Origin of the sequence: Gardnerella sp. DNF01151, from assembly GCF_049244235.1 — a bacterium.
Taxonomy (GTDB): domain Bacteria; phylum Actinomycetota; class Actinomycetes; order Actinomycetales; family Bifidobacteriaceae; genus Bifidobacterium; species Bifidobacterium swidsinskii.
Map to the genome: position 1 here is coordinate 1,503,622 of NZ_CP058389.1, position 25,902 is coordinate 1,529,523.

The window sequence follows — 25,902 nt, forward strand, 5'->3', positions numbered from 1 at the left end:
TTTGTAAGGTTTATAAGTTTTGTAAGTTCTATAGTTTTTAGTTATAAGTTTGATAATTCCTATAATTTTTATAAATCACTTACATTGGCTGATTTCCGTGATGCTTTCCAGTTCTGGAAACTCGCTTTTTACTGCGCAAAAGTTTCAATGAGCCAGCAATCATATCGCGAGTCTGCTCCGGGTCAATCATTGCGTCAATCTGACCAGTTTCCAACGAAAGATTTGCGTTAACAGTAGTCACCTCATACTCGTCAACCAGCTGTTTTCTAAGAGCCGCAACGTCTTGTCCACGCTCTTTAGCTTTTTGCAAATCTTTACGATGAATAATATTTACGGCACCTTGCGCACCCAAAACCGCAATCTGGCTGGTTGGCCACGCGTAATTTACGTCCGCGCCCATCGACTTGGAACCCATAACGATATAAGCTCCACCGAAAGCTTTGCGCAAAATCACCGTAACCAGCGGAACTTGCGCGTTCGCGTACGCATAAATCACTTTCGCACCTCGGCGAATAATTCCTGCGTGCTCTTGATCTGAACCAGGCTTATAACCAGGAGTATCCACTAGAGTCACCACAGGCAAATTAAACGCGTCGCACAATCGCACAAATCGCGCGACTTTTTCGGAAGAATTTACATCCAAAATACCAGCGTTCACCTTCGGCTGATTTGCTACGATTCCAACAGGATGACCCTCAATGCAAGCAAAACCAACCACTGCAGAAGCAGCATACAATTCCTGCACTTGCACGAACTCACCGTAGTCAACTATTCTGCGAATCACGTCGAGCACATCGTAAGGCTGACGGTCGTTATCCGGCACAATATTCGCCAACTCGCGCGCAGTTTCGCGATCCGCGCGCGTTGCAGCGTAGGCAAAAGTTGGAGGATCTACTTCGCAGCTAGATGGCAAATAAGCCAAAACTGTGCGCGCGTAGTCGATTGCGTCAGCTTCATCCTCTCCCAAATAGTGAGCGACACCGGAAGTTGCGTTATGCACAAGACCGCCGCCCAAATCGTCCATGCTAATAGCCTCGCCGGTTGCAGCTTTAACAACATCCGGACCAGTTACGAACATATTTGAGTGCTCGCGAGTCATAATAATCAAATCCGTCAATGCAGGGCAATACACAGCACCGCCAGCGCAAGGACCCAGAATAATTGAGATTTGCGGAATCAAGCCGCTTGCTTCGCAAGTTTTTTTGAAGATACGCCCGTATTGCATAAGCGCGCTCACGCCTTCTTGAATGCGAGCGCCGCCGGAATCAATTACGGCAACAACTGGCACGCGAAGTTCAACAGCCATATCTAAAAGATGGCAGATTTTCTCGCCCTCAGCTTTGCCTAAAGTTCCACCGCGCACAGAAAAGTCTTGTGCGTAAACTGCAACTTTTCTGCCATAGACTTCGCCAAAACCGGTGATTACAGCGCATCCTGCAACGTCGTTATTTATGTCACCGCCGTTAAAACGTCCGATTTCCACGAACGATCCGGTGTCAAAAAGCAAGTCAAGACGCTCTCTTGCAGTTGACTTTCCTTTTGCGTGCTGACGTTCTAAAGCTTTTTGTTCTGCGTCACGAGCAAGTTGTGCTGCGTGCTGAACTGCAGCTTTTCCGCGACGAGGCTGCAAGTTTGTATCGTCAGCAGAGCTATTAACAGAAGAGTTATTAACTATTTTCGCTGAAGTTTCAGAGATTTCAGACTTTTCTTTTACTAAAGCGCTCATTTCTGCTCTCCTTCCGGCTTTTCGGAAGACTTTTCAGAAGATTCAGAAGACTTATCTGCGCTCTTATCCGCGCTTTTATCTCCAGCAAGATCAATCGTCACAAGCTTTGCACCCGATTCCACACCGTCACCAGGACCCACAAAGATTCCAGTAACAGTACCAGCTGCAGGAGCGTAAACGTAATTTTCCATTTTCATAGACTCAAGCACCACAAGCAAATCACCCTTGGCAACCTGCTGACCTTCAGCCACATTCACGCGCGTAATAACAGCTTGCATAGGCGCTGCGATTACGCCAGGAATCTGCTTTTGTTCTTCAGATTTGTGAGTACTTCCGCGAAGCGAACGTCCACGCAAAGGCTGCGAAGCTCTAGAAACGCTACGAACTCGCGCAGAGCCGGTCAAATTGTCAACAATATCTTGCGGAATCGTAAGCTTTACGCGCTTATTATCAACCTCAATAATGAAGGATTCCATTGCAGGCTGCTTATTTTCGGATTCATCCGCAGACTTTCCAGAAACAAGCGAAGCCGGCTGGCCACCCAAAGAAGCTGCAGGAACGCGGTTCAAATACTTTCGTTCCATCCACTTAGTAGACACGTCAAAACTGTGATTTTCCGCAGTAAACTCAGGGTCGTTAAAAATCTGCTCAAAAAGTTTTGCTGGAGTTGGCACGCCCTCAATACAAAGTTCCTTCAAAGCGCGACGCACACGAGCGACAGCAGTTTCACGACTTTGCGCAGTAATAATAAGTTTGCCCATCATCGAATCGAATTTTGGCGAAATATTATCGCCAACTTCAACGCCAAAATCGACGCGAATACCAGGACCGGAAGGCCACTTTATTTTCGTCAAAGTGCCGGAACTTGGAGTCAAATTCGTAGCAGGATCTTCCGAAGTAATGCGAAGCTCGAAGCTGTGTCCGCGAGGTTCTGGATCCTTAATCAACTCGCCGCCGTCAGCAATATTGAGCTGTTCTCGCACTAAATCAAGTCCACTAACTTCCTCACTAACCGTGTGCTCAACTTGCAATCGCGGATTAACTTCCAAGAAGTAGACTTTATGCTGAGAAGTCACCATATATTCGCACGTGCCAAGACCAACGTAATCAACAGCTTCAAATAGGTTACGAGAATATCGGTAAAGCTGATCCTTTTCATCGTCAGTCAAGAACGGTGCAGGAGCTTCCTCAACCAGCTTTTGGTTTCGGCGCTGCACCGAGCAATCGCGTGTGGAATATACGGTGAAATTTCCGTGAGCGTCGCGGCCGCACTGCGTTTCTACGTGGCGAGCTTTATCAATAAAACGCTCAATAAAATATTCGTCTAAGTCGCCGCCCTGAAGAGCGTCGTGATTCATATAAAAGCCTCGCAACTCGTCATCGTTACGAACGACTGTAATTCCGCGTCCGCCGCCGCCATCCGTGCGCTTCATCATCACTGGATAGCCGTGAGTTTGCGCAAAAGTTAAAAGTTCTCGAATATCTTTTACAGGCTCCGAAATTCCTGGAACTGGCGGCACTTTCGCACGAACTGCCACGCGACGAGCCGTAATCTTATCTCCCAAATCAATAAGCGCTTCCGGACGAGGACCAATCCAAATAACTCCAGCATCGTTGACTTTTTTCGCAAAAGACGCAACTTCCGAAAGGAAACCGTAACCCGGATGCACAGCATCCGTGCCGCTTCTTTTAATAATGTCAAGAATCGCATCTTCGTTTAAATAAGTATCGCGATATGTGTCTCCGGAAAGTGCGTACGCTTCGTCTGCCATTTCTACAAACTGCGCGTTGCGATCAGTCGGTGCGTAAATAGCAACGGTAGAAATGCCCATTTCGTGAGCCGTGCGAATAACTCGCAAGGCAATTTCACCGCGGTTTGCGATGAGGATTTTTTTGATATTCGTAACCATACGTTACAAGATATTAGAAAAGTTGCGTTTACGGATGAGTCGACATACACAAAAGCTAGAGCAAAATTTTGTACACTTCTCCAATGCACATGATTTTTATAACACGTAATGTGATTAGCGAAACGGAAAACAACCGGCAAAACCGTTTAATTGACAACCTATTAGCTGCAAACGGCAAACCGGAAATAACCAAAAGAAGGTTTTCATGACTAACATAAATCAAAATAATGCAACAACAGCATCAGCAAATTCAAACGTTGCGAATAAGTTGAAAGTAGCTGCAGCATGGCTTGCAAAGCCAGCGCTTCTCACTGTGCTTTTGGCTCTTTCTACTATGGCAGGCGCAATTTATCTTCCTATTACTCCTGTGCCTATTACGTTGCAAACTCTTGTTTTGTGCATTATTGGTTTAACGTTGAGCTGGCGCGAAGGCGTAGCTTCTGTGGTTATGTATCTTGCTGTTGGCGCAGCAGGTTTGCCTGTGTTTGCTGGCTTTAAGGGCGGCTGGGCTGTTTTTGTTGGCCCTACTGCAGGATTCTTAGCCGGTTTCATTTTTGGCGTTGCTGCAACCGCAGCTTTGAAGCGCGTATTTGACGTAGCTCTTGACGCAATGATGCCAGAAAACTCCTTCAAGAAGACTTTCGCACGCTTCTGCACTTACTCTGTAGCTTCTATAATCGGCACGATCGTGATTTACGCATTCGGCATTTTCGGCCAAAGCTACCTAACTGGCATGCCACTTTCAACTGCCGCCGCAACCTTGATTATCTTCATGATTGGCGATTTGATTAAGGCTTTTGTTGCGAGCGCAGCTTGCTCCGGCTTGTACAACGCACTTAACAAAAAGCGCGCGTAACAACTAAACCTAAATGCTCTAAACGGGAACATTTGTCGGAAAATTTCCGGCAAATGTTTCCACAAAACACAAAAACGACAACAAACGCCGGGAATTTTCCCGGCGTTTGTTGTCGCTCGCTTTCTTTAAATCTCACTCTTCATACGAAACGGCCTGCACATCGCCGCTTTTTACCACAATCTCCTCGCCAGATGCCTCACGAATCGTAAGCGACGCATCTTCTCCAAGCCGCACAGCAGTTCCTGTCACCACGCTTCCGTCAACTGGATGCACGTTAACTTCGCGCCCAAGAGTCCAACACACACCATTTACTTCTTGAAGCAAATCTGCAGCGTTGCTTGGATAATCGCGCATAAAATCACCAAGTCTAGAACGCAATCCAGTAACGATTTTCGCAGCAATCGTATCACGCAATTCTTTAGCTTCCGGCAAATCAGTCATATGCATTTGCAGCGAAGTTGCCATTTTAATTGGCAGCACTTCTTTAGGCACACACAAGTTCAATCCGATTCCAAAAATTACTCCAACAACATCATCCTTGCTTGGATCAGCTACAATTTCTGTTAATATTCCGCCTTCTTTACAATCGTGCAAAAACACGTCGTTAGGCCATTTAAGTTTTATCGCGCAAGCATCACCGTGCATCGGCGAGCTTCCGCACTCTTTAAACGTTTCTAGAAGTGCGTCACGCGCTGCAAGCCCTGCAATAATAGGCAGCCACCCATTGTGACTTGCGTCCATAACAATTGACTTCGGCAGCAACGTTACGAATGAAACTAAAAAGCTTTCTCCCGCACGACTTACCCACGCACGCCCTAATCGTCCTCTTCCTGCTGTTTGCTCGTCTGCCACAATCGCAACTATTGCTGGCTTTCCGTCATCTCGCGCGATTATTTCGCCTTTTTGTATCATTTCTCGCGCAATATTTTGCGTAGAATCTGTAATTGCGAAATATTCTACCAAATCTGCTACTTCTGATGTCTGCGGCATCAATGCCACACTTTGCGAAGAAAAAATACTCATATGTATAATTTACATCAGATTATATTTTTGCGCGCGTCATTGCATGTTTTGCGCGCAATAGCAAACAAAATAGCTAGGCATCAATTAAGCAGGTGTTAACACATGGAGCGCATACGTCGCAAAACGCAGTACGAAAAGCCGCGCAAATTGCGTGCAGTTGTAGCACGTTTTTTAGATTACACTCTTGCTGCTTTGTTATGCTTTGTACTTGCTTTTTGCACTAGCTTGGGACCAATTTTCCGCAGTCAAGATATTAAAGTTCATTTAGGATCAATCGCTGATTTTTCGTTGGTTAATGCTTTTATTTTCGTTGCTGCCTTCATAATATACGCATTAATACTGACTGCGCTTATTTACTACGGTAAAAATAAAAAGTTTTTGCCTAAATATCAACGTTTTACGAAATTAATAAAGTCAATTGCGTTAAGAAAAAATAGCGAAAATAAAAAACAGTCAAAATTACAAAAATTTACTACTAAACACACTATTTTCCGCAATATTTCGCATTTTCTTTTAAAATTTGCAAAACTATTTTTTAATTGCGCTAAATGGTTCATTAACCACTCCACTCGCAACAGAAGAAACCTACTTCTTACTTTTTTCGTGGGCTGGATTTGGGTTCCAGCTACGTTACTTGCCGCATACGGTGCAGATATATGCTCGCAAATTCGCGAGTACAGTTGGACTTGGAATAAAATTACAGGCTTAGATCAGCCTTATATCGGCTTCTTTAGCTTTGTCCCAATGGATATTTACCCAACTGCGCACTACTTGTGGCCAACTTATCCAACTTATTTAACAGATCAGCACAACATTGTTCTAACTGTTATTTATGGCGCAACAACAGCAGTCTCCAGATACTTTACCGACTCAAACGACGCTGGAATTGCACTTCTTGCCTTTGCACAATTTGTATTTGCAGCATGGTGCGTTTCTGCAACAGCACACCGCTTCTTAAACAAACCTTGGCTTGATGCAGAATCTAGCTCAACAAATTGCAGCACAACAACTTTTGCAAGATTCGTTATTCTGCTTATGTTTTTACTTAATCCGCTTGTGTTGTGCTCAACTATTGCGCTTACAAAATCTCCGCTTTTTGCATTCGCTTTTGTTTGGTGGTTTGGTATAAATTACGAGTTAACTAATTGCTATCATGCGAAGGACACTAAAAATACACTTAGCACAAAGCCAAATGCGCAAAAGCCTAGACTTCACACTGTTTTGGAATTAATTGTTTCAGTGTGCGTAATGCTTATTGCTGCAAAATACGCTTGGTATATTCTGGTTGTTCAATTCGTGCTTTTGATTATTTTTGAGCGCAAACGCTGGCGTTTGTGGGTTTGCGGAATTTTGCTTCCAATCGTTGTGATTCACGGCTCGTTAATTATGCTTATTTCGAGCGGTGCTATTATTAGCGGCGATCCTATTGAGAGTCGCGGCATTCAGTTACAACAAATTGCACGTATAGCTAAGCTCGATCCGCATAGCATACCGCGTAGTGCAAAGCGCATTATTGCACCAATTTTTAATCTGGATCAAACTGCAGAAGCATACAAACCTTATGACGCAGACCCTGTGAAATCTTCCGGATTGCAGTCTAAAAAAGTGAGTTATCGTTGGCGATACGTTACTAAAGATAATATTCGTAAATTAGATTTCGCTTGGTGGCAAATGATTACGCATAGTCCACTCGTTGCAACTGACGCTTTTCTTGCGAAGACTTACGGATACTTTGATATTTTTGACCGCCCGTATGTTGGGCCAGAATATTACATAGACACTGACAGCATACACAAATCTGATTGGATTAAATATTGGAATCCTAAGTGGCGAACTAAATTTGCAGAAGATATTAGCACGTTTAGTGATATTCCTGTTTTAAGTTGGCCAATTCACGGAAATACTTTCGTTATTTTTACACTACTTATTGGTGTTGCAGAAATTATTCTTCGCCGTTGGCGCACATTGTTATGGCACATTCCACTTGCCTTGCTGGTTGGAGTTATGATTCTTGCTCCAGCTAATAATTTTGAGCGACACATGCTACCGTTAGCTTTTGTTTTCTGCTTTGTAGCACTTACTTTTTGGCGAGATACTTTTACTCAATCGCGCTATAATAGTAGAGAATGTTAGGATCAAAGGCATAAGATGGACGAGAAGAATACACCTCAGTTTGCGCAAGATAGCAGCGCTGCTTCTTCTGTTATGTCCGAAGAAAATTATGAAGATAAACTTGCAGGAAACAGCTTACTTAGTAACGATTTTCTTTCGATACTAGCAAGCGTACAGGCAGCAGAAAAGCACGCGGAGGATTCTAATATTGCCAATTCTCTTGAAAATCAACAGTTAAACAAAACGCAAGTAAACGCTGTATCAAATGATCAAGAAAGCTCTTCTACAGCAAAGCAATCTAAAGCAGAGCAAGAAAACGAAGAAAAGCACAAACACCACTTGTGGCATCGTCTTTCATCAAATCAAAGTCGTTCGAGTCATTCAAGTCAATCTTCTGAAAATACTAAAGGTAATAATTCACCGAGTTTTACTCCATTGCCCAGCGCGCAAAAATCAACTAGCTCGGAACCGCTTAGAATTTTCGACAATCGTGATGGCCAAGTTTTTGACGCGGCGATGCGCTTGCAATTACACTCGATTATTGCCACGTGTTTAATGAATGGTATTGCAGACGCTCGTATTGACGCTTTCATGCATTTACTTCAATGGTCAGATTCGCCAAAAGTTATTGTTATTGCAGGAACTTTCGGCACTGCAATTAAGCCAGATGACGGACCAAATCGCAAGCCAGCACCAGATATTCCACCTGATAACACTGACACTTTGCGTCGAAATATTTGGCCACAGCTTGGTAGTTGCAATGCGTATGATGCAATAGTTGAGCGCACACAAAGTAGTGCTTTGCAGCGCATTACGGGAGCTTGGCAAAAAACGCAAGCACTGATATCAGCATCTACGAAAAATTCTTCTACTTTTGCAGCGCCTTCTCATATTATTCTGCTTGCTGTGCGCGAAAATCCTAGCGATCAGGCTTTAGAGAAGCTGTGCAAAGTTTTTGAGAATTCTCATAAGACGATTTGTGTTAGCAGCATGGTTGAGGGCGTTGAGCAAATTTCTTCCGCTCTTACTGCTACTCTTGCCGCGATTGCTGTTGCTCCAGCAGTAAAGCATTTGCCGCAAATCATTCACACGGATGATTTGCTTCCAGAACGAGCGCTCATTGGCGATGCCACAGCTTTTGATACTCTTTACAACAAGGTGTATCAAAGTTTGGCTCCTTACAATCATGACGATCCGACTCTGGAAACTATTGACATGTTCTTGCGCTTTGGTGGAGCTCTTGACCAAACAGCACACGAACTTAATGTGCATCCAAATACTGTTCGTTACCGTTTACGTAAAGTTGCGCAAACTACAGGATGGGATGCTACGGATCCGCGCGCCGCTTATGTACTGCAAACAGCTATAACAATTGGCAGAATTCGTGATTCGCACTAAAACGAAGTGCACGACAATAAAGACGCGCGGCCTAAACTACTCGCGCGCGTGATGTTTAGACCGGATTTTCTTGCGTAGGCGACCTAAACTACTCACCGCTGAGTCGTTTTGGTCACATCGCAACAACAAGCAGTACTCACACCACAGCAAACAGACACATACGAAGAAAGGGCTTGGAGACTGATGCCCCTAGTAGCACCAAACCCAAGCCCTTTAACAAAACCGACTCGTTTCCCTAACAAACAAGCCAGCCAAACACTCAACAGTCACGCCATCGAAAACCAGCGCACAACACTACCGTGAAGAAAGAGATTTGGCAAAACAGTAGAATCATGCAAAAGCCCGAAAGCAAACCCGCCACAAAAACACTAAACAGCATTCGCAGCACGTTGAGTGAAAGATTTAACAAGTGAGCGCACCATACTCACATACGGCACGCTCACAAATCATTAAACAATCAGCACACTTAATGTGCTAACAGCTTAGTGACGGATCTTGCGAAGAGCAGCACCCATGCCAGCAAGCACGGAAGCAGCAACAGCAGCCAAAGCTACAGCAGCACCGGTCTTAGCCAATGGAGCAGCAGCCTTCTTACCAGCCTTCTTACCAGCCTTCTTATCAGACTCCTTTACAGCGGCCGTATCATCAACATTCTGACCATGACGCTTGAGGTAGTCAGCGACAGCTTTGCACTCGAGAGAATCTTCACCGTAAAGCTTCACACACTTCTTGTAATCCGTGTCCATATTGCCAAATGGAGTATGCTCATACTTATCTTTCTCGTCAGCCGCAACCTTAGCAGCCTTCTCAGCATTCAAACGATCAGCAAGAGCACCAGGGTCCTCAGTCTCATATTGCCAATTATCATCCTTCTCATCCTGAGCAGCAGGCTTATTCTCTGCAGGCTTATTCTCTGCAGGCTTATTCGCTGCAGGAGGGTTCTGTGCACCAGCACCTGGTTCTTCTGCCATTGCTGGGGCGGCGAAAGCCAAGCCGGAAACGAGGGTGGCGCCAGCAGCGAGTGCGGCGATAGCCTTCTTATTCAACATAATATTTTCCTTTCTTCTTCTCCTTCACGCCAAACGCGCGAAGAAAAAATTAACATTCACAACTTAAGTTTTGTGAATAACTACCAGCGCAGAATATCCAGCCGGAAGCTGTTATTAACATACCCCCCCCCGTTCGAAAAAGTCAAGAGCAGACGCACAACTCATTAACAGAAAACATTTATATTTTTACGGAAATATTTCAGTCAAACTATTTTTAAAAGTAAAAAATACAGTATTACGCATTATTTTTCGTAAAAATGTCAATTTCAAGGTTTTTAAAGATTTTTCTCAGAAAACTCTCAGAAAACTCCTGAATACTCCCCCAACCAGCCGCAAAACCGTTGCAATATAGCCACTCTTGCGCGACACGCCGCGCACGACCACGCGCCCTCAACCTCTCCAGTCACCTATTCATTACCAACACAGTTTGCGTACTGCACCAGCAACGCTAATCGCAATTACTCGTTACTAACGCAGAAACGCAGTAACAAAAAACGCTGAAAACATGACTCAAAAGAGCACATTTTCAGCGTTTATAAGTTTTAAACTTAATTTACTACGTACCAGCCATGCTTTCGCATAAGCTACGCAAGCAATAAATCAGGCAGCAATGCTGGCGATATCAACTGGAACACCAGGAGCCATCGTAGAAGTCACAGTTACCTTAGTAATGTAACGACCTTTGATGGTGCTTGGCTTCAAGCGGCGGATTTCGTCTGCGACAGCCTTGAAGTTCTCTTCAAGAGCCTTAGCATCGAAGGAGAGCTTGCCGAAGAGGAAGGACAGGTTGCCCTGGCGATCCACGCGGAACTCAATCTTACCGCCCTTAATGTCAGCAACAGCCTTGGCTACATCCATAGTCACGGTGCCAGTCTTTGGGTTTGGCATCAAGCTACGAGGACCGAGAACACGACCCAAGCGGCCAACCTTACCCATCATGTCTGGGGTTGCAACAACTGCATCGAAGTCAAGGAAGCCACCGGCAACCTTTTCGATCAATTCGTCATCACCAACGATGTCGGCGCCAGCTTCCTGAGCCTCAGTAGCCTTTGGGCCACGAGCAAACACCAAAACCTTAGCGGTTTTACCGGTGCCGTTTGGCAAGTTCACAACGCCACGAACCAACTGATCAGCCTTGCGAGGATCCACATTAAGGCGCATAACAGCCTCAACGGACTCGTCGAAAGCGTGCTTTGGCATGCTCTGCAACAAAGCAATTGCTTCAGCTGGGGTGTACAGGTTATTGCGGTCGATCTTCTCAGCCGCTTCACGATACTTCTTAGAACGCTTAGCCATTTCTACACTCCCTTTCAGTCGGTAACGGTAATACCCATCGAGCGAGCGGTGCCCGCGATGATCTTCATACCGGCCTCGACGTCACGTGCGGAGAGGTCAGGCATCTTAATTTCGGCGATTTCGCGCACCTGAGCCTTGGTCACAGAACCAACCTTGTGAGTCAATGGATTCTCGGTGCCCTTCTGAATGCCAGCAGCCTTAAGCAACAAAGCAGCGGCTGGTGGGGTCTTCAAAATGAAGGTGAAGGAACGATCTTCATAAACGGTGATCTCTACTGGGACAATCTGCCCCATCTTGTCCTTCGTCTGGTCGTTATAGGCCTTGCAGAAGTCCATGATGTTCACGCCGTGGGAGCCTAATGCTGGACCCAGTGGTGGGGCTGGATTTGCCTTACCAGCCTGAATCTCGAGCTTAATAAGCGCGGAGACTTTCTTTTTCGGAGCCATAATATGGTTCTTCTTTCTTGTACAAGCGGTTCAAACGGTTGTTGCAAACGCTGATATAGTCGCTTCTTACAGAAGTAAAGCACTTACGAAACGTTGCTATAAAGCTGTTTTGCAGCTTCCTCCCGCATCTTGTATTGCTGTGCTGTGCTAGCGGATTCCTCCTCCAGTCACAAGCCTTCCTATTATGCCACATCTTCGCGACACGCTGCATTACGAAATCTGCAACTATTTTTACGCAGCTACTTTTGCGCAACTATCTTTGCGCAGCTATCTCAGTAGACAATTCGTTAAGTATAGCGTTTCTAGTCCACGCACTCACAGTCATTTTTCTGCGCTTTGCATCGGCTTCGATTAAATGCCAAACGGTATCACTTAACCTAACAGTACGCGGTTTCAACGGCTGAGTTTCATCTTCCTAAGCTCTTCCAGCAAACTCTGTAATAGTGGCACCAGGAAAATTATCTTCTGCCTCCTCAGCCCACTTATCAACAATATCGTCAGTAATAACGAACCCATTTTCCGCAGTATACGTATTCTTACTCATCTCGCATCCCTTATCTCTTGTAAAAATCCCTTTGTAAGACGATTCGCATGAATTATAAGTATTGCGTTGTTTTCAAGCTACCATATCATGCTTTACTTCTATGCTCTTAATACAAACTCCACAAATCTCGAGCAACGCTATAACTAACTCAGAGCAAATAAGAGAACAAGAGAATATCACATTTACTTAAGCAAATTATGAACTGAATAGTACTCTTTCAAAGAATCCTTAGTAATTTTTTGAACGCATATTGCCGAACTATTAGTAGCATCATAAGCATTCTTCCATGGATCCTCACGATGTGTCATAGCACTCAAATCACTACCAGAACACTCAGCAAACTTTTTGCACACTTTTTCCACAAGAAGCTTTTGACCATCTGTTAAAGAATCATCATTCAACTTATCAGTGCTAGGAAGCACAAACTCCCCTTTACGAATCAAAAACTTACCGCGATGCAATGCGAATAATTCTGGGCAAACAGGACCATTTCTCCATGCCTGAAAATCCTCGTTAAATAATGGATATCCAGTAGTAGCCAAAGAATACGCTTGCGAATAGTAAGCTAACTTCTGAAGCTTCATAGTAGTAATAGTTCCAGCAATATCAAGGATGTACGATGCCACGTTAAAGATTGTTGTCATACGCACCTCCCTTTGCGCAACTACATTTGCGCAACAGCAAAAGTTGGAAGTCTACTTCCAAGTTGAGCGCAAAACACTAGAACATTATAAAATGTTAAAACTCTAACTCAGGATTCTTTAACAACTCATCAAACATCGCATGATACAAGCGCAAATTCAAAGACTCTATTCGCGTAATAGTCGAAATTTTGCCGCCAGCATCTTTCGACGAAGCGCCACAAACGTAAACAGCCTCATCATCCGTTCCATAATCTATAACCACATACCTATCGTGATACTTTCTGCCAGCAGTCTTAAACTTCAAATCAACACCAGGACAATCGCTTACAAAATCACCCAACATGCTTTCCGTAAGCATATTCTTGCTCCTAGCGTTATCACTAAAAACTACGATTTCAACCCCTTCACCAGCAAACCGTAATAGTTCCAATGTTTTAAGACCAATATAATTATCAACAACGTAAATGCTTTTCTTAGCTGATTTATATATTTTGCAATACGCAAGATCCGCTTCTATTTTATTGCCGTCCATAAGAAGAAAATGTTTATACGAATCTGGATTAATAAAATTATCCATTACCTTATTAAAATCTTCCTTCGTTGCCATTTGAGATTTTATTTCCGCTATATCATTAGTATTCTGATTCGTTTGAATCGCAAGCTTAGCTAATTCCTTCGCGCCAATAAAATCCTTATTTTCAACAATATAATCCTTCATTTGCTTAAAGGTTCTAATAAGCGCTTTCGACTGAATTATGGCAAGTTCGCCTCTTAACACAGTCATGAGCATATAAATACCCTGCTCCGTAAAAGCATATGGAAGCTTTCTGCGACCACCCCAACTTGATGTAGAATTTTTCGACATCAAGTTTTTGAACTCATCAGCAGTTAGCTGAAACATAAAGTCATCATCAAACTTTTCTATGTTATTTTTTACCTGCTCGTTGAATCTTGCCGTAGTATACCCATATATTTCAGCAAGCTCAAAATCAAGCATGACTTTTTGATTACGAATGTTGTAGATTTTCTCTTTTATTGTTTCAGCGTCTATTATCATTCCAACAGACGCGTTTTTAGAGTCAGCGATAATTAGATTTTTATTCCCCTCTACCATAAGATCACTCCTAAAAAATGTGCGTAAAACCTAGCGCTGTACAACAAAAACTACATTTCTAACACAAAACCCATGAATCGCAAGCAATCAGGGTTATTCCCAAAAATCAATCACAAGCCATAAAACATCTAACAACTAGCAAAACTAGCATGCATCAGCGCATAAATATAATTCTATAAGATTCCACAAATAAAAAGCAACAAAAAAATCGGTTTTAATACAAACGCACAGCACATTTATGTAGTGCGCTTGTACCTGATTTACGGCATGTCATGCCAAATCAGCCAAACGGCTAAGCCGTGAGGAATAAGTGCACTACATAGCAGCGCGAAGGCAGGTCGGAACGCTACACCAATCCACACATATAAAGTGGTAATATTACGAGATTCAAATCTTTTCTAACGCTAAGCTGTTTAGGAGCAAATACATAACTAGTTCCAATTCTTTTTGAAAACTTGTTCTTAAATTTATCAAGAGAAACTGTTTTAAACACATTCCCAGATTTAACTTCAATAGGAGATATACGCATTTTGCCAGCAGAATCCTGAAAAGCTTTAGAAATCAAAAAATCTATTTCCATAGTATTTTCCGAATTTTCTTTGTCTCTATTTGAATAGAAGAATAGGCGATGTCCAGATGCTATTAGCTGTTGCGCAACAACGTTTTCAACTAGCATTCCTTCATTAATTGAGATTTTTCCAAATAAAATTTCTTTATACAGATCATTAGACGCAATACTACTATCTGAAAGTATCATAGAAGTCAACAAACCGGTATCAGCCATATAACATTTTACTAACGCATCATCTGCATTAAGATTCAATCCCACATTTGGATCTGTAGATTTGTAGCAATTATTTGTAATACTCGCATCCGAAAGCCAAAAAAACGCATCCTTATAGTCACGCATACGAGCATTCTTACCTAAGGAAGTAATCCTATATCTTTTTTCATGTCTGGAAAGCTGTGCTGGTATTCCATCAAACACAGACATAACTTTCATTTCATAACCTTTTGCAAACTTTGCAGCATCCTGCCTATAGAGCGAAAGAATACGACGCTTAACCCTATCTACTCGAGCAAAATCTCTCGAATCAACATATTCATTTACAGACTGCGGCATGCCACCAACTAGCATATATTCTCTAAAAAGTCGCATCGCTTTTTTATGTAAAACATCTGGCAAAGGATTTAACTCATCAAATGAATCTTTAATAACTTTCGATAGATTTTCTTCTCCAAAAGCCCACAAAAATTCTTCAAAATCAAGAGGATACATGCGTTCTTCTTGTTCTTCAGATGGAATCAATATTGTTTCAACATTGTGTTTAATAGACAATAACGAGCCAGTCTCTATATAGTCGTATCTGCCATCTGCAACTAGTTGTTTTACAAATTCTCTAGCCTGTGGGAAAAATTGCACTTCGTCAAAAACCATTACCGATTCACGGTTATAAAGTTTCACACCATATAGTGCAGATATGTATGTAAAGAAAGTGCTTAAATCTGAACGATAATCTTCAAATAGCCGAAGCGCATCTTTTGATGCTTGCGAAAAATCAATAAGAATATAAGACTTGTATTCGTTTCTTGCAAACTCTTCAACTATAGTACTTTTCCCAACTCTTCGAGCACCTGTTACTAAAAGCGCTGTTGAACCGCGATCAGCATTCTTCCAATCGAGCATTTTTTGATAAAATTTTCGCCTTAACATATAACACCACTCTTAATTACCACAAAACCGTTGAAAATACTATTGTTTTATAGTATATATTTCACGAAAATCAATGTCAATTTATGCTAAATTTTCACGAAATCAGGGGTAAATATATGCCGAATTTTCACGAAAATCAAGGTGTTATTTCTCTAAATCTTCGCGACACGCTGCATTACAGCAATTCTAAGCAGTTATATGTTTGGCATGAGCAAGTGAAGCAGCACGGCGGTGGCGCTTGCGAACCGCGGCAATAATCATCGTCGTAAGAATCACAGCGCAACCAATAAGCGCGAGCACAAACATCGTCATCCAAAGCGGCCACTGCAACTTATCGCCCGGCGCGGAAACAGGATCCGGCAGCACGCGATAGCCTGTCACCAGCAATCTCTGCGTATTAACACCATACGGCGTACACGTAAGCAGCGTCGCCAGATCACGCCCATTCTCGCGTTGAAGCAACCTAATATCATGCGGATCGACCACGCTAATGCGGAATACCCTGTAACGCAGCGTCTCCCCCTGCACGTCAAAGTAGAAGAAATCACCCTTCTTCAACTCCACTAAATCATCAAACATGGTCGCATTTGGCAAACCCGTATGCGCCGTCACAACAGCGTGACGCGTTTTACCCCCAACCGGCAAATCTGTGCCATACAAGTGTCCAGCGCCATACGCCAAAACCTCCTGCGAACTACCGTGGTAAATCGGCAGCTTAACGCCAATCTTCGGGATTTTCACAATACCCATAATCCCCATCGGCTCATCCAGCTGCTTCGCATACTCCTTATACTCCGGCGTCTTCATATAATCCGTCGTGCCATCGTACGGATCAGCCGTAATAATCGACTTGTGGCGCGCATTATAACGACGAGCCGCGTTCAAAATCTTCTCTCTAGCGCTCGCAGTCTGCTTACGACTCAGCCGATCATAAGCTACAGAAATCTCCTTCGACACCTTGTTATTCCACAACGTTGACGCAACCGGGTACGTGAAGCACAAAATTGCTGCAAGTGCGAGGGCAATTGGCTCGAGAGTGCGGCGGAGTTTGGATTTGGGTTTTTTAGCGGGTTTTGTTGCAGTTGCGGAGGCTGCGGTTTGCGCTGCTGTGGAGGCTGGTGTTGTTTCGGTTGCGGAAGCGACGGGTTTTGCTTTGAGTTGCTTGAAGAAAGCATATACTTTAACAACAGCGTCGTTTAATTTCATGCTTCTTCCTTGTAACGTTTATACACGTAAATTTTGTTTCAAATTACGCGTGAAAACACACGTTTTTAGAGCAAGTGAGTCTAGGATTTTAGTTCAGTAAACCCTAGACTCACACTTTGCTATTAGACTACAAGACCAGCTTTAGAAAGCGGATCAGGCGTTCTGCTGCTGTTCCTCTTCTTTGCGATTGCGCATGTAGAGGAACACGCTTGCTGCAATCAAGCCTATGCCAGCAAGCGCAAACAGAATCACGCCAGCAGCACCAGTTGCAGGAAGATTGAACCAGAACTTGTTACCGCCTTTTTCACCATGCAATGGAATGTTAGGGAATTCCAAAGTATCAGGATTATCGTTGGTAGTTGTATCCTTAACAGTTATTTCCTTAACCACAGGAGACAAAGCAAATCCTTCAGGAGCCTTAACCTCAACAACATACAGCGTTGAACCAGCTTCAGCCTTGTAAGGATTAGAGAATTTACCGCCTTCAACAGTAGTTTCATCAAATGCAGAAGCGGCCTTGCAAGGACTATCTTCCGCATCTACTGCTGTATTTTCCTTAAGAGACTTGGTGCACAAATCTGCTTTATTTTTGTCGGTAAATATCTTGAATTCAGCACCAGAAAGCTTTTTACTCTCATCTTCAGAATTGTACTTATCAACCTGCAAATAACCAAACTTGACTGTAGGCTTACTGCCATCAACATTAGGAATTATAGGATTCGGTGCAGTAGTACCCTCATCATGAGCTGGGAAGAAGCCAGACTTATTAGTAATAGTCTTATCTGTAGTAGAATCCTTGAAGGCTTTACTTATGTCAAACGCAAGCTCAACCTCAACTTGAGGAGCCTCAGATCCAGCAGCAACGTTATTCAACTTAGAAGCAATTTTCTTCAAACCTGCTTCAGTGAACTTCACAAGAATGCGAGTGTGACCAGCAGCAAGACCTTTAGTATCTCCAGCTGTAGTAATCTCAGCATTATCAGAATTAGCCATTGCAGTAACGGTGTAGTCGTTGTTCTCACCCTTAGTAAAGGTAGAATCACTACCTGTACCGAACTTTACAGACTGCACAGCAGCATCAAGTCCCTGATTATTAGGTTCTGTAAACGCTGAGGTTGGAGCATCATCGAATATCGCGTAATCCGTGAGATTCTTCTCAGTCAAATCCTTGTCAATCTTAGTCTTGTTCACCTTCGCGGTAATTGTGTAGTAAATTTTATCTTTTACACCAGCAAAAATGTGAGATTTATCAACATTCTTCTTAATTGCAGAAGAAAGATCAATATTCTTTGGCTTAACTACAGGATTATACTCATACACAGTTGTGGTCTTGCCATTATCAGTCTTCTGTTCAATCAAAGGCAAAGTCATGTAGAAACTACTGAAATCGTAAGCACCATAACCATCAGGAACCTTCTCAACAATCTTATACAAACCAACAGCAAGATTATTAAGTGTAGACTTACCATCCTTGTCTGTAGCAGTCATATTGTGCACATCAGTTCTAGTTCCAAGAGTTACAACTCCAGCTTCTTCCGGATGAGCGTTTAGCTTAGAAACAATACCAGCAATCTTCTGCCAAGAATCATACTGAGCAAGATTCAAAGTAACATCATTAGTTCCTTCCTTAATGGATGCAACTTTAGTTACAGTGAAACTAACATCTTTAAGAGGTTCAAAACCAGCAGGGCAAGATGTATCTTGCGTTTTGCCTGTCTCATTAGATGCGGACGCATTAGCAGTACTAGACGAAGCAACGGTAGTAGTAGTTGTAGAGACATCCTTTTTCTTGCACTTAACAATAGTTAAACTACCGGTTGTCGGAGCTTCACTCTCCCATGGAGCCTTAGGACCCATTTTAACAGAAGGTTGTGGAACACCCGGCTTACTACTAGCCCACGCAACTCCAGCCACAGTTACAGCGCCGGCGACGCACAGCGTGCCAGCCATCGCAAGCGACGCAACCGCCGCCACGAATTTATTAGTGAACTTTTTCATGTTCACTCCTTTCGTATGCCGTTTTACGGCAAGTAGAGAATTAGTTTGCATTGATAATGCTCTTGACGAGTAGAGTTTTAAAATTTTTGGCATTTACTTTGTGTTATCACGCTCCCGAATCCCGAAAGACTGCGCAATAAAACAATACGCAATAAAACAATGCGCGAAACAGGAAGGCTTGATGCGCAAATGCGTACGTAGTCGCCTTATGCGAAGCACGGCGAGTAAATGCATATACAACTGCTTCATACGTGATTGCATAAGCCTCGCCGCCTTCCAAAAATTAATTTGCGAGCGCACTCACTTTGACTTACCACGAAGCCAGCCGCCAGCAGATTTACCAACAGAGCAGCAAGAATACCAAACTGCAAATTCCAACTCTGACCGCCCGTATTCGGCAAAGTAAAATTACTCGCCAAGTGAATATTGAACGTAAAAGCAGCAAACTCCTTCTTTTCTTTAAAAGCAGTAGGAGTTGCAGAAGTTAGCGCAGATTTTATTGAATCAGGAGTTAAGGTACCTGTTAAAGCATCAAACTTATTTAGAGCTTCAGGCTTCAGCGCGTATACAACACAACTGTAATCGCCAACCTTAGTCGGCTTTATGCTCACTTCCATAGAAGCTTGAGACGCAATCTTATCCGCAGTACATTCGTTATCGCCTTTTCCTGCTTTATTGCATCTAGTTTGATCCTTATCCCCAGGCACACTCAACCCAAGCTCGTCAAGATTTCTGCTCCAAGTATTGTATTCAAGAGACTTATTCTTCTTCTCGCCCTTCGAGCACAGCACGCGCAACGTAATCTTATTCGTGCTATCCGCCGCAGAAGTAGCATCAACAAACGGCTTAAGACTCATGCCGAGTATCGCAGAAATATTGTTATTGCTGCTAGACAATGCCGCCGGCAACGAACCATCGCTGGTTTTAAACGGATACACTTTCAGCGTAAGATCATTATCACTAATTTTTGGCTTTGGCTTATCTCCAAACTGGATTATTACAGTCTTATAATCCCAGTCAACGCCTTTCGCAATAGATGTTTTATTGTCCCACTTATCTTCAACAATGTTTCGTTCTGGATTATCGAACAATAACTTCATATCTGTATTAGTTTTGACTCTTTTGCCAAACTCTTCTGCCAATTTAGACGATTGTGGCTTTTTATGAGTTGATAAGTCTTGTTTTAAGTCAACATCCTTAATAGCAAACACTTTGCACTCAAAAGTGCCAGCCTCTTTAGGCGTGCCACTAATCCAGCTTTGAGAGCGCTCAGTATAATCATCATTCTCATACACAGCAGAATTCTCTGCATTTTTATCAGGTCGATTCTGATTTTCCATATGCTTGAACTGAGTCTGCGTAACTAAACTCAAATCATTAACACGGTCTGACGTATAATTATCGCTACCATTTTCATGGCAAATCATACGGTGATAGATAGAACCAGGCTTATCTGTCGATTTCGATTCAATAAAAAGCTTATTAATAGGATCGTAAACGTCTTTATTATCATCACTGACGACAGTACCTACGCTAGGAGTTGAACCCTTAGACTTTGGTTTTATAATAATTTTATTACCACTTACCGCAACACCATCCTGCGCATTCCCAAAATCGTATAAGCTCAGCGATAAATCATCGGGCTGAGCCTTAGGCAAATCATCCTTAGCAAATATCGCTTTAATCCTAGTGCTGGATTTAGAACCACCTGGATAATGTATTACAACATAAAACCTATATGTATTAGCTACTAACCATTTGCTCGCAAAAAAACGTATAGAACCATCGCTATTTTTCGTAGATTTAGCAGTGTAGCTATCATTCTCACCCTTGAAAAAAGCATACTTTACGGAATCATTATTTCCACTATACTTTTCCAACCCAAGCCACACGCCAGCAGGTAATGTTTGCTGCACTTTACCTGCAACTTTTATTGTTGGAGTAAGAATCTGAGGAACCCTATTATAAGGCTCGCCATTCTTACTTTTAATGTTTATTGTTTTATTACCATAAGTAATGCTGTAGCATTTTTCAGGAGTATTATACCTTCTATTATTCTTGCACGCTTCCGGAAGTTCAGGCTTTTCATTCGCGCCTCTGTCAGTGCCTTTAACAGCTTCCGCAGAATCAATGTCTTTCTTTTTAACGCTTTTCTTTACAGCAGTCTCAGCTAACTTAGCCTTATCAACACCATTGTTACTATCAGACTTCTGCCGCTTAACAGACTGCGATTCCTTATTATCTTTATTTAAAGTACTTGAAGTATCAGTATTTTTCTTATTAGGCTCAGTAGTATTATTAGATTCACTCTGCTCAGACTGCTTATTCGATTCACCATCGTTTTTAGTAGAACCAGCCTTCGCACCCTCAGCCTTCTCAGTAGAAGTAGCACTTTCGCCAGCACTCAACGCATAAGTTGGAGCAATCACAAAAGTAGCAAGCAATATTGCAATCGCCACAAAAAAAGCAAATAACGAACGGCGAATTGAGCGCACTAGTCGAAGGAAACGGCTAAATATATGCGAATTAAACATATACACCTACCTTCTAATTCGCCCTCTTATATCATAATGTCGTTATTACAACGGCACTGAAAAACTCGAATTCTCGCTAAAATTCTCTGCTAAAAACGCTCTTCCCAAACACTCAGCACTATACCCCCCCCCCACGCCTATTTGCAAGCCAAACTAAATATTTGGAAATATTTATTATTTATATTGATAAAAGCACTGTAATTGCAAGAAAATTTAGGATTATTTCCCCATTTTACGGCGTGTCGTAGTAAATAAGCGAACTAACTAAAACGAAAAACCAAGCAAAACCAAAAAAACTAAACTAAACAAAAACTAAACAAAAAACCGGAGTGCAATACGCACCCCGGTTTGTAAAATCTACAAAAGCTAGCTACAAAAGCCTAGGCTTTCAGCTCAAACAATCGGCTCAACTTGGTTAAACCCAAGCTCCACAGGAGTTTCACGTCCAAAGATGGAAACCAACACCGTAAGCTTCTGAGTTGTAGGCTCCACGTCCGAAACCACAGCTGCCATCGTTGAGAATGGACCGTCGGTAACTGTTACCTGATCGCCAACCTTGTAAGCAACCTCAACCTTACGCTTACGTGCCGCAGCCGGCTTATCGCCAGCATTCTTCAAAGCTTCGGAAGCAATCATCGGAGCCATCATTGACACAACTTCCTTGCGGCTCAATGGTGCAGGCTCTCTAGAAGGACCAACGAAACCAGTCACACCCTCAGTCTCGCGCACAATGCGGCGAGCGTTCTCATCCGGCCACATGCGAATCAACACATATCCTGGCACACGCACGCGGGTAATAACCTTCTTACCCTTTTCCGTATGCTTCTCGACTTCTTCCATAGGAACTTCAATCTGGAAAATCTTATCTTCCAAACCAAAGTTCTGCACGCGGGATTCGACGTTAGTTTTCACGCGCTTTTCGTAACCAGAATACGTGTGAAGAACGTACCACTTGCCTTCCAAAGTGCGAAGTTTCTTAGAAAATTCTGCTACAGCGATTGCGCCGGCATCAGTTGGGTCAGCTTCGTTCGCATCGTCAGCATCAGTAGTTTCATCAGCATCGCTAGTTTCGTCAGTTTCGTTAGAAACATCAGCAACACTGTCAGCAGCAGCGCCATCAGCTACATCAGCTGCAACATCAGCAGATTCCTCATCCACATCAGCTTCAACAGACTCGCTAGAAGCAGCAGCTTCATCATTCACAGCTGACTCGTTTGCTTCGTCAGCATCATGAGAAGCAAAAGCCTCATCAGCTTCACTCGCTTCTTCGAAATTGAATTCATCAGTCATCTTGCATACACCTTCAAAATTTCAACTCAGCCAATTTCAACTCAGCCGAACAGCCACATTACGGACTTACCCAAACCGAAGTCCATGCAGGTGACGAAAGCCATCAAAAATACAACAAATATGAAAACTGCAGACGACCAAGCAAACAACTCTTTGCCATGAGGTGCAATAACCTTGCGCGTCTCGTCAATAGTTTGCTTAACGAACATGCCAATACGCACGAACAAGTTATGCTTTACTGCTTTCTTAGTACTGCGTGCCTGCGCCATGCTTGAATCCTTCGTGTAAAAACTTGAACAAAAAACTGGCAGGGACGGCGGGACTCGAACCCACAACCTACGGTTTTGGAGACCGTTGCGCTACCAATTGCGCCACATCCCTAAGGTGAACTTGCTCATCATACCCCAAAAGGAACGAAATAGCAAACCGCCAGATAGACATACTATCTCATGGGCATGATTTCGTTATATCGTCGCACAAAAAGCGAGTGTCGCATTGTGCAACGGCAAGCAAGTTCTTATTTTGCAATAAATACTTGCTTAAGCTTCAACCCACTTCTTCATGCGACGCATGCCCTCAGCAAGCTGGTCGTCAGCAAGAGCGCAAGAGAATCGCAAATAGCCAGGAGCACCAAAAGCTTCTCCCGGAACCGCAGCAACATGCGCTTCGTCAAGCAACATTTCAGCAAATCGAGAAGAAGTATGCGGCAGTTCGCATTTCTCGCCAAGCGGACGCTCAAGCAACGCCTCAATGTTAGCAAACGCGTAAAAAGCGCCGTGAGGAAGAGGGCAAGTAACGCCGTCAATATTGTTCAACGCTCCCACAATTGCTTTGCGTCTAGCATCAAAAGCCTCACGCATAGTGGCGACCACATCCAGCGAACCGCCGACTGCAGCAATTGCTGCGCGCTGCGAAATATTAGAAACATTAGAAGTCATATGGCTTTGAAGCTTAATTGCAGCTTTAGCAACATCTTCTGGTGCCACCATCCAGCCAACACGCCAGCCAGGCATGGCGTAAGTTTTAGCAACACCATTCAAAATCAGCAGCTGCTCGCGAATTTCCGGCACCTCGACGCCAATATACGAAGTCGAAATGCCGTCGTAATGCAAGTGCTCGTAAATCTCATCAGAAATAACCCAAATATGGTGTTTTACAGCCCACTCGCCGATTGCGCGAATAGTTTGCGCGCTCCAAATAGCGCCTGTAGGATTCGAAGGCGAAGTTACGATAATTGCGCGCGTGCGTGAAGTGCGAGCGGACTCAATTGCCTCAATATCTGGCTCAAAACCGCAATCTGCACCTGCCAAAACCGGCACAGGCACGCCGCCTGCAAGCTTCACAGCCTCCGGATAACTCGTCCAATACGGAGCTGGAATAATAACTTCGTCGCCATCATTTAAGAGGATTTGGCAAGCCTCATACACAGCTTGCTTTCCGCCGTTTGTAACTACAACTTGATTTGAGGAAACTTCGTAGCCGGAATCTCGCTGCACTTTGCGCGCAATCACCTCCCTAAGCTCCGGTAAACCTGCCGTAGCAGTATAACGATAGTTGCGCGGGTCTTTACACGCTTGTGTTGCAGCATCAACAATGTAAGAGGGAGTAGGAAAATCTGGCTCGCCTGCGCCAAAGCTTACGACGTCAATGCCGTCAGCTTTCATAGCTTTTGCCTTGCCGTCTACTGCTAAAGTTGCACTCGGAGCGACCCGGTTAATACGCTCGCTTAATACGCGCCAATTTTCTGAGGATGAAGTTTCTGCAATATTCTCTGCCATGATTTACAGTGTAACCTTAAGCCGCGAAACGAGCGAAACAAGCGAAACTGTCGAAAACACAAAACCATTTGGTGAAATCGACAAAACACGAGCCACTAGTAATTACACAAGCACGAGATTGTCGCGGTGCACAACCGGATGCGCATACTGACGGCCGAGTGATTCTTCAAGCTCATCGCTCGTACGCCCCATAATCTCCGGAATTTCCTCCGCGTCAAAAGCAACCAAACCCTTAGCCAAATGGTTACCCTGCTCATCGTCAATCCACACAGGATCCGTCGCCGAAAACTCACCGCGCACGCCAACAATACCAGCCGCAAGCAAGCTCGCGCGACCTCCGCGAACCGCCTTCGCAGCACCATCGTCAACTACCAAAACTCCGTGCGGATGCGAAGCAAAACCAATCCAAAGTCGCCTTGAAGAATCGCGCGTATGCACCGGCGCAAACACAGTACCAACAGCATCTCCAGCCAGTGCCGGACCGGCATTTCCAGCGCAAGTTAGCACAGTTGGAATTCCCGAAACTGCAGCAACATGCGCAGCTTCCATCTTCGTCACCATACCACCGGTACCTACGCCCGAAACACTTGCGCCAACTTTCACTTCTTCAATCGCGCGCGTCACATCTGGCACAAAACTCACACGTTTAGCACCCGGTTCACTAGGCGGTGCAGTATAAAGAGAATCCACATCCGTAAGCAACACAAGAGCTTCCGCTCGCACAATATTTGCTACAAGAGCCGCCAAACGGTCGTTATCACCAAATCGAATTTCGTTGCTAGAAAGCGCATCATTTTCGTTTACGATTGGAATTACGCCAAGTTCAAGAAGCCGCAGCATTGTGCGCTGAGCGTTACGGTAGCGAGACGGCGAAATAGTAACGTCCGCAGTAAGAAGCATTTGCCCGACTCTGAAACCAAATTGCGAAAATGCTGCTTCGTATTGAGCCATAAGCAATCCTTGACCAACTGAAGCTGTTGCCTGCTGAGTTGGCACATCTTTAGGACGCTCATTAAAGCCGAGCAAACCAAATCCAGCTGCAATTGCACCAGAAGACACAAGCACAATGCGAGCACCTTGCATTTGCGCGTGACTTATTGCAGTCACAAGAGCGCGCAACTTTTGCACATCCAGCTGCCCAGACGCGCTCGTAAGTGAGCTTGAGCCAACTTTTACAACGATTGTGCGCGCCTCACGAATTGAACACCGAACCCCATCTTCGGTAAGCTCAATTTCTGGATTATTCATAAGATTCCCCTTGACC

20 protein-coding genes and 1 tRNA gene are annotated in these 25,902 nt (G+C 43.8%); 3 read left to right on the forward strand and 18 right to left on the reverse strand.

Translation table 11 applies throughout. The annotated features are described in order from the left end of the window. Positions 1-79: 79 nt before the first annotated feature. A complete protein-coding gene (locus tag HXT37_RS06125; RefSeq protein WP_421779457.1) occupies positions 80-1,726 on the reverse strand; it encodes an acyl-CoA carboxylase subunit beta in 1,647 nt (548 codons plus the stop codon). Further along, on the reverse strand, positions 1,723-3,636 hold the full coding sequence (locus HXT37_RS06130) for a biotin carboxylase N-terminal domain-containing protein (protein ID WP_004109191.1): 1,914 nt from the start codon (positions 3,634-3,636) through the stop codon (positions 1,723-1,725). The genes HXT37_RS06125 and HXT37_RS06130 overlap by 4 nt, the downstream gene beginning before the upstream one ends. A 205-nt stretch (positions 3,637-3,841) precedes the next feature. On the opposite strand from HXT37_RS06130, the gene HXT37_RS06135 reads away from it, so the two are divergent. After that, on the forward strand, positions 3,842-4,492 hold the full coding sequence (locus HXT37_RS06135; RefSeq protein ID WP_004109189.1) for a biotin transporter BioY: 651 nt from the start codon (positions 3,842-3,844) through the stop codon (positions 4,490-4,492). Between the two features lie 132 nt (positions 4,493-4,624). On the opposite strand, the gene HXT37_RS06140 is transcribed toward HXT37_RS06135, so the two are convergent. Further along, positions 4,625-5,515 (reverse strand): biotin--[acetyl-CoA-carboxylase] ligase, encoded by an 891-nt coding sequence (locus tag HXT37_RS06140; protein WP_421779459.1) that lies wholly within the window; start codon positions 5,513-5,515, stop codon positions 4,625-4,627. Positions 5,516-5,617: 102 nt separating this feature from the next. On the opposite strand from HXT37_RS06140, the gene HXT37_RS06145 reads away from it, so the two are divergent. Beyond that, positions 5,618-7,648, forward strand: coding sequence for a DUF6020 family protein (locus HXT37_RS06145; protein ID WP_102703253.1), 2,031 nt, complete (start codon positions 5,618-5,620; stop codon positions 7,646-7,648). Positions 7,649-7,663: 15 nt separating this feature from the next. Then, complete coding sequence (locus tag HXT37_RS06150; RefSeq protein WP_004109186.1) at positions 7,664-9,025, forward strand: PucR family transcriptional regulator; 1,362 nt, start codon at positions 7,664-7,666, stop codon at positions 9,023-9,025. 482 nt (positions 9,026-9,507) lie between these two features. Here HXT37_RS06150 and HXT37_RS06155 read toward each other — a convergent pair whose 3' ends face one another. The 15 genes from HXT37_RS06155 to proB form a co-directional block, all read right to left on the reverse strand. Then, on the reverse strand, positions 9,508-10,074 hold the full coding sequence (locus tag HXT37_RS06155; protein WP_102703254.1) for a peptidase: 567 nt from the start codon (positions 10,072-10,074) through the stop codon (positions 9,508-9,510). 600 nt (positions 10,075-10,674) lie between these two features. Next, on the reverse strand, positions 10,675-11,370 hold the full coding sequence (gene rplA / locus HXT37_RS06160) for a 50S ribosomal protein L1 (protein ID WP_004106273.1): 696 nt from the start codon (positions 11,368-11,370) through the stop codon (positions 10,675-10,677). A 14-nt stretch (positions 11,371-11,384) separates the two neighbouring features. Continuing rightward, positions 11,385-11,816, reverse strand: coding sequence for a 50S ribosomal protein L11 (rplK, locus tag HXT37_RS06165; protein ID WP_004118588.1), 432 nt, complete (start codon positions 11,814-11,816; stop codon positions 11,385-11,387). Positions 11,817-12,231: 415 nt separating this feature from the next. After that, a complete protein-coding gene (locus tag HXT37_RS06170; RefSeq protein ID WP_004109178.1) occupies positions 12,232-12,360 on the reverse strand; it encodes a hypothetical protein in 129 nt (42 codons plus the stop codon). A gap of 182 nt (positions 12,361-12,542) precedes the next feature. Continuing rightward, entirely contained in the window at positions 12,543-13,004 is a 462-nt protein-coding gene (locus HXT37_RS06175; protein WP_012914475.1) for a Panacea domain-containing protein, read from the reverse strand. A gap of 94 nt (positions 13,005-13,098) precedes the next feature. After that, positions 13,099-14,118: an ORF6N domain-containing protein gene (locus tag HXT37_RS06180; protein ID WP_012914476.1), complete on the reverse strand. Its 1,020-nt coding sequence runs from the start codon at positions 14,116-14,118 to the stop codon at positions 13,099-13,101. Between the two features lie 346 nt (positions 14,119-14,464). Continuing rightward, positions 14,465-15,832: an ATP-binding protein gene (locus HXT37_RS06185; protein ID WP_033888488.1), complete on the reverse strand. Its 1,368-nt coding sequence runs from the start codon at positions 15,830-15,832 to the stop codon at positions 14,465-14,467. 186 nt (positions 15,833-16,018) lie between these two features. Then, a complete protein-coding gene (locus HXT37_RS06190; RefSeq protein ID WP_421779462.1) occupies positions 16,019-17,038 on the reverse strand; it encodes a class C sortase in 1,020 nt (339 codons plus the stop codon). A gap of 153 nt (positions 17,039-17,191) precedes the next feature. Then, positions 17,192-19,036 (reverse strand): SpaH/EbpB family LPXTG-anchored major pilin, encoded by a 1,845-nt coding sequence (locus HXT37_RS06195; protein ID WP_033888489.1) that lies wholly within the window; start codon positions 19,034-19,036, stop codon positions 17,192-17,194. Between the two features lie 245 nt (positions 19,037-19,281). After that, complete coding sequence (locus HXT37_RS06200; protein WP_119522626.1) at positions 19,282-21,570, reverse strand: hypothetical protein; 2,289 nt, start codon at positions 21,568-21,570, stop codon at positions 19,282-19,284. Between the two features lie 393 nt (positions 21,571-21,963). Then, a complete protein-coding gene (gene nusG / locus HXT37_RS06205; RefSeq protein WP_004109157.1) occupies positions 21,964-22,860 on the reverse strand; it encodes a transcription termination/antitermination protein NusG in 897 nt (298 codons plus the stop codon). Between the two features lie 41 nt (positions 22,861-22,901). Then, positions 22,902-23,129 (reverse strand): preprotein translocase subunit SecE, encoded by a 228-nt coding sequence (gene secE, locus HXT37_RS06210; RefSeq protein ID WP_004106254.1) that lies wholly within the window; start codon positions 23,127-23,129, stop codon positions 22,902-22,904. A 36-nt stretch (positions 23,130-23,165) separates the two neighbouring features. Further along, positions 23,166-23,241 (reverse strand) — tRNA-Trp (locus tag HXT37_RS06215). Between the two features lie 158 nt (positions 23,242-23,399). Further along, complete coding sequence (locus tag HXT37_RS06220) at positions 23,400-24,638, reverse strand: pyridoxal phosphate-dependent aminotransferase (protein ID WP_410311054.1); 1,239 nt, start codon at positions 24,636-24,638, stop codon at positions 23,400-23,402. Positions 24,639-24,740: 102 nt separating this feature from the next. Further along, positions 24,741-25,886 (reverse strand): glutamate 5-kinase, encoded by a 1,146-nt coding sequence (gene proB, locus HXT37_RS06225; protein WP_410309325.1) that lies wholly within the window; start codon positions 25,884-25,886, stop codon positions 24,741-24,743. Between the last annotated feature and the right edge of the window lie 16 nt (positions 25,887-25,902).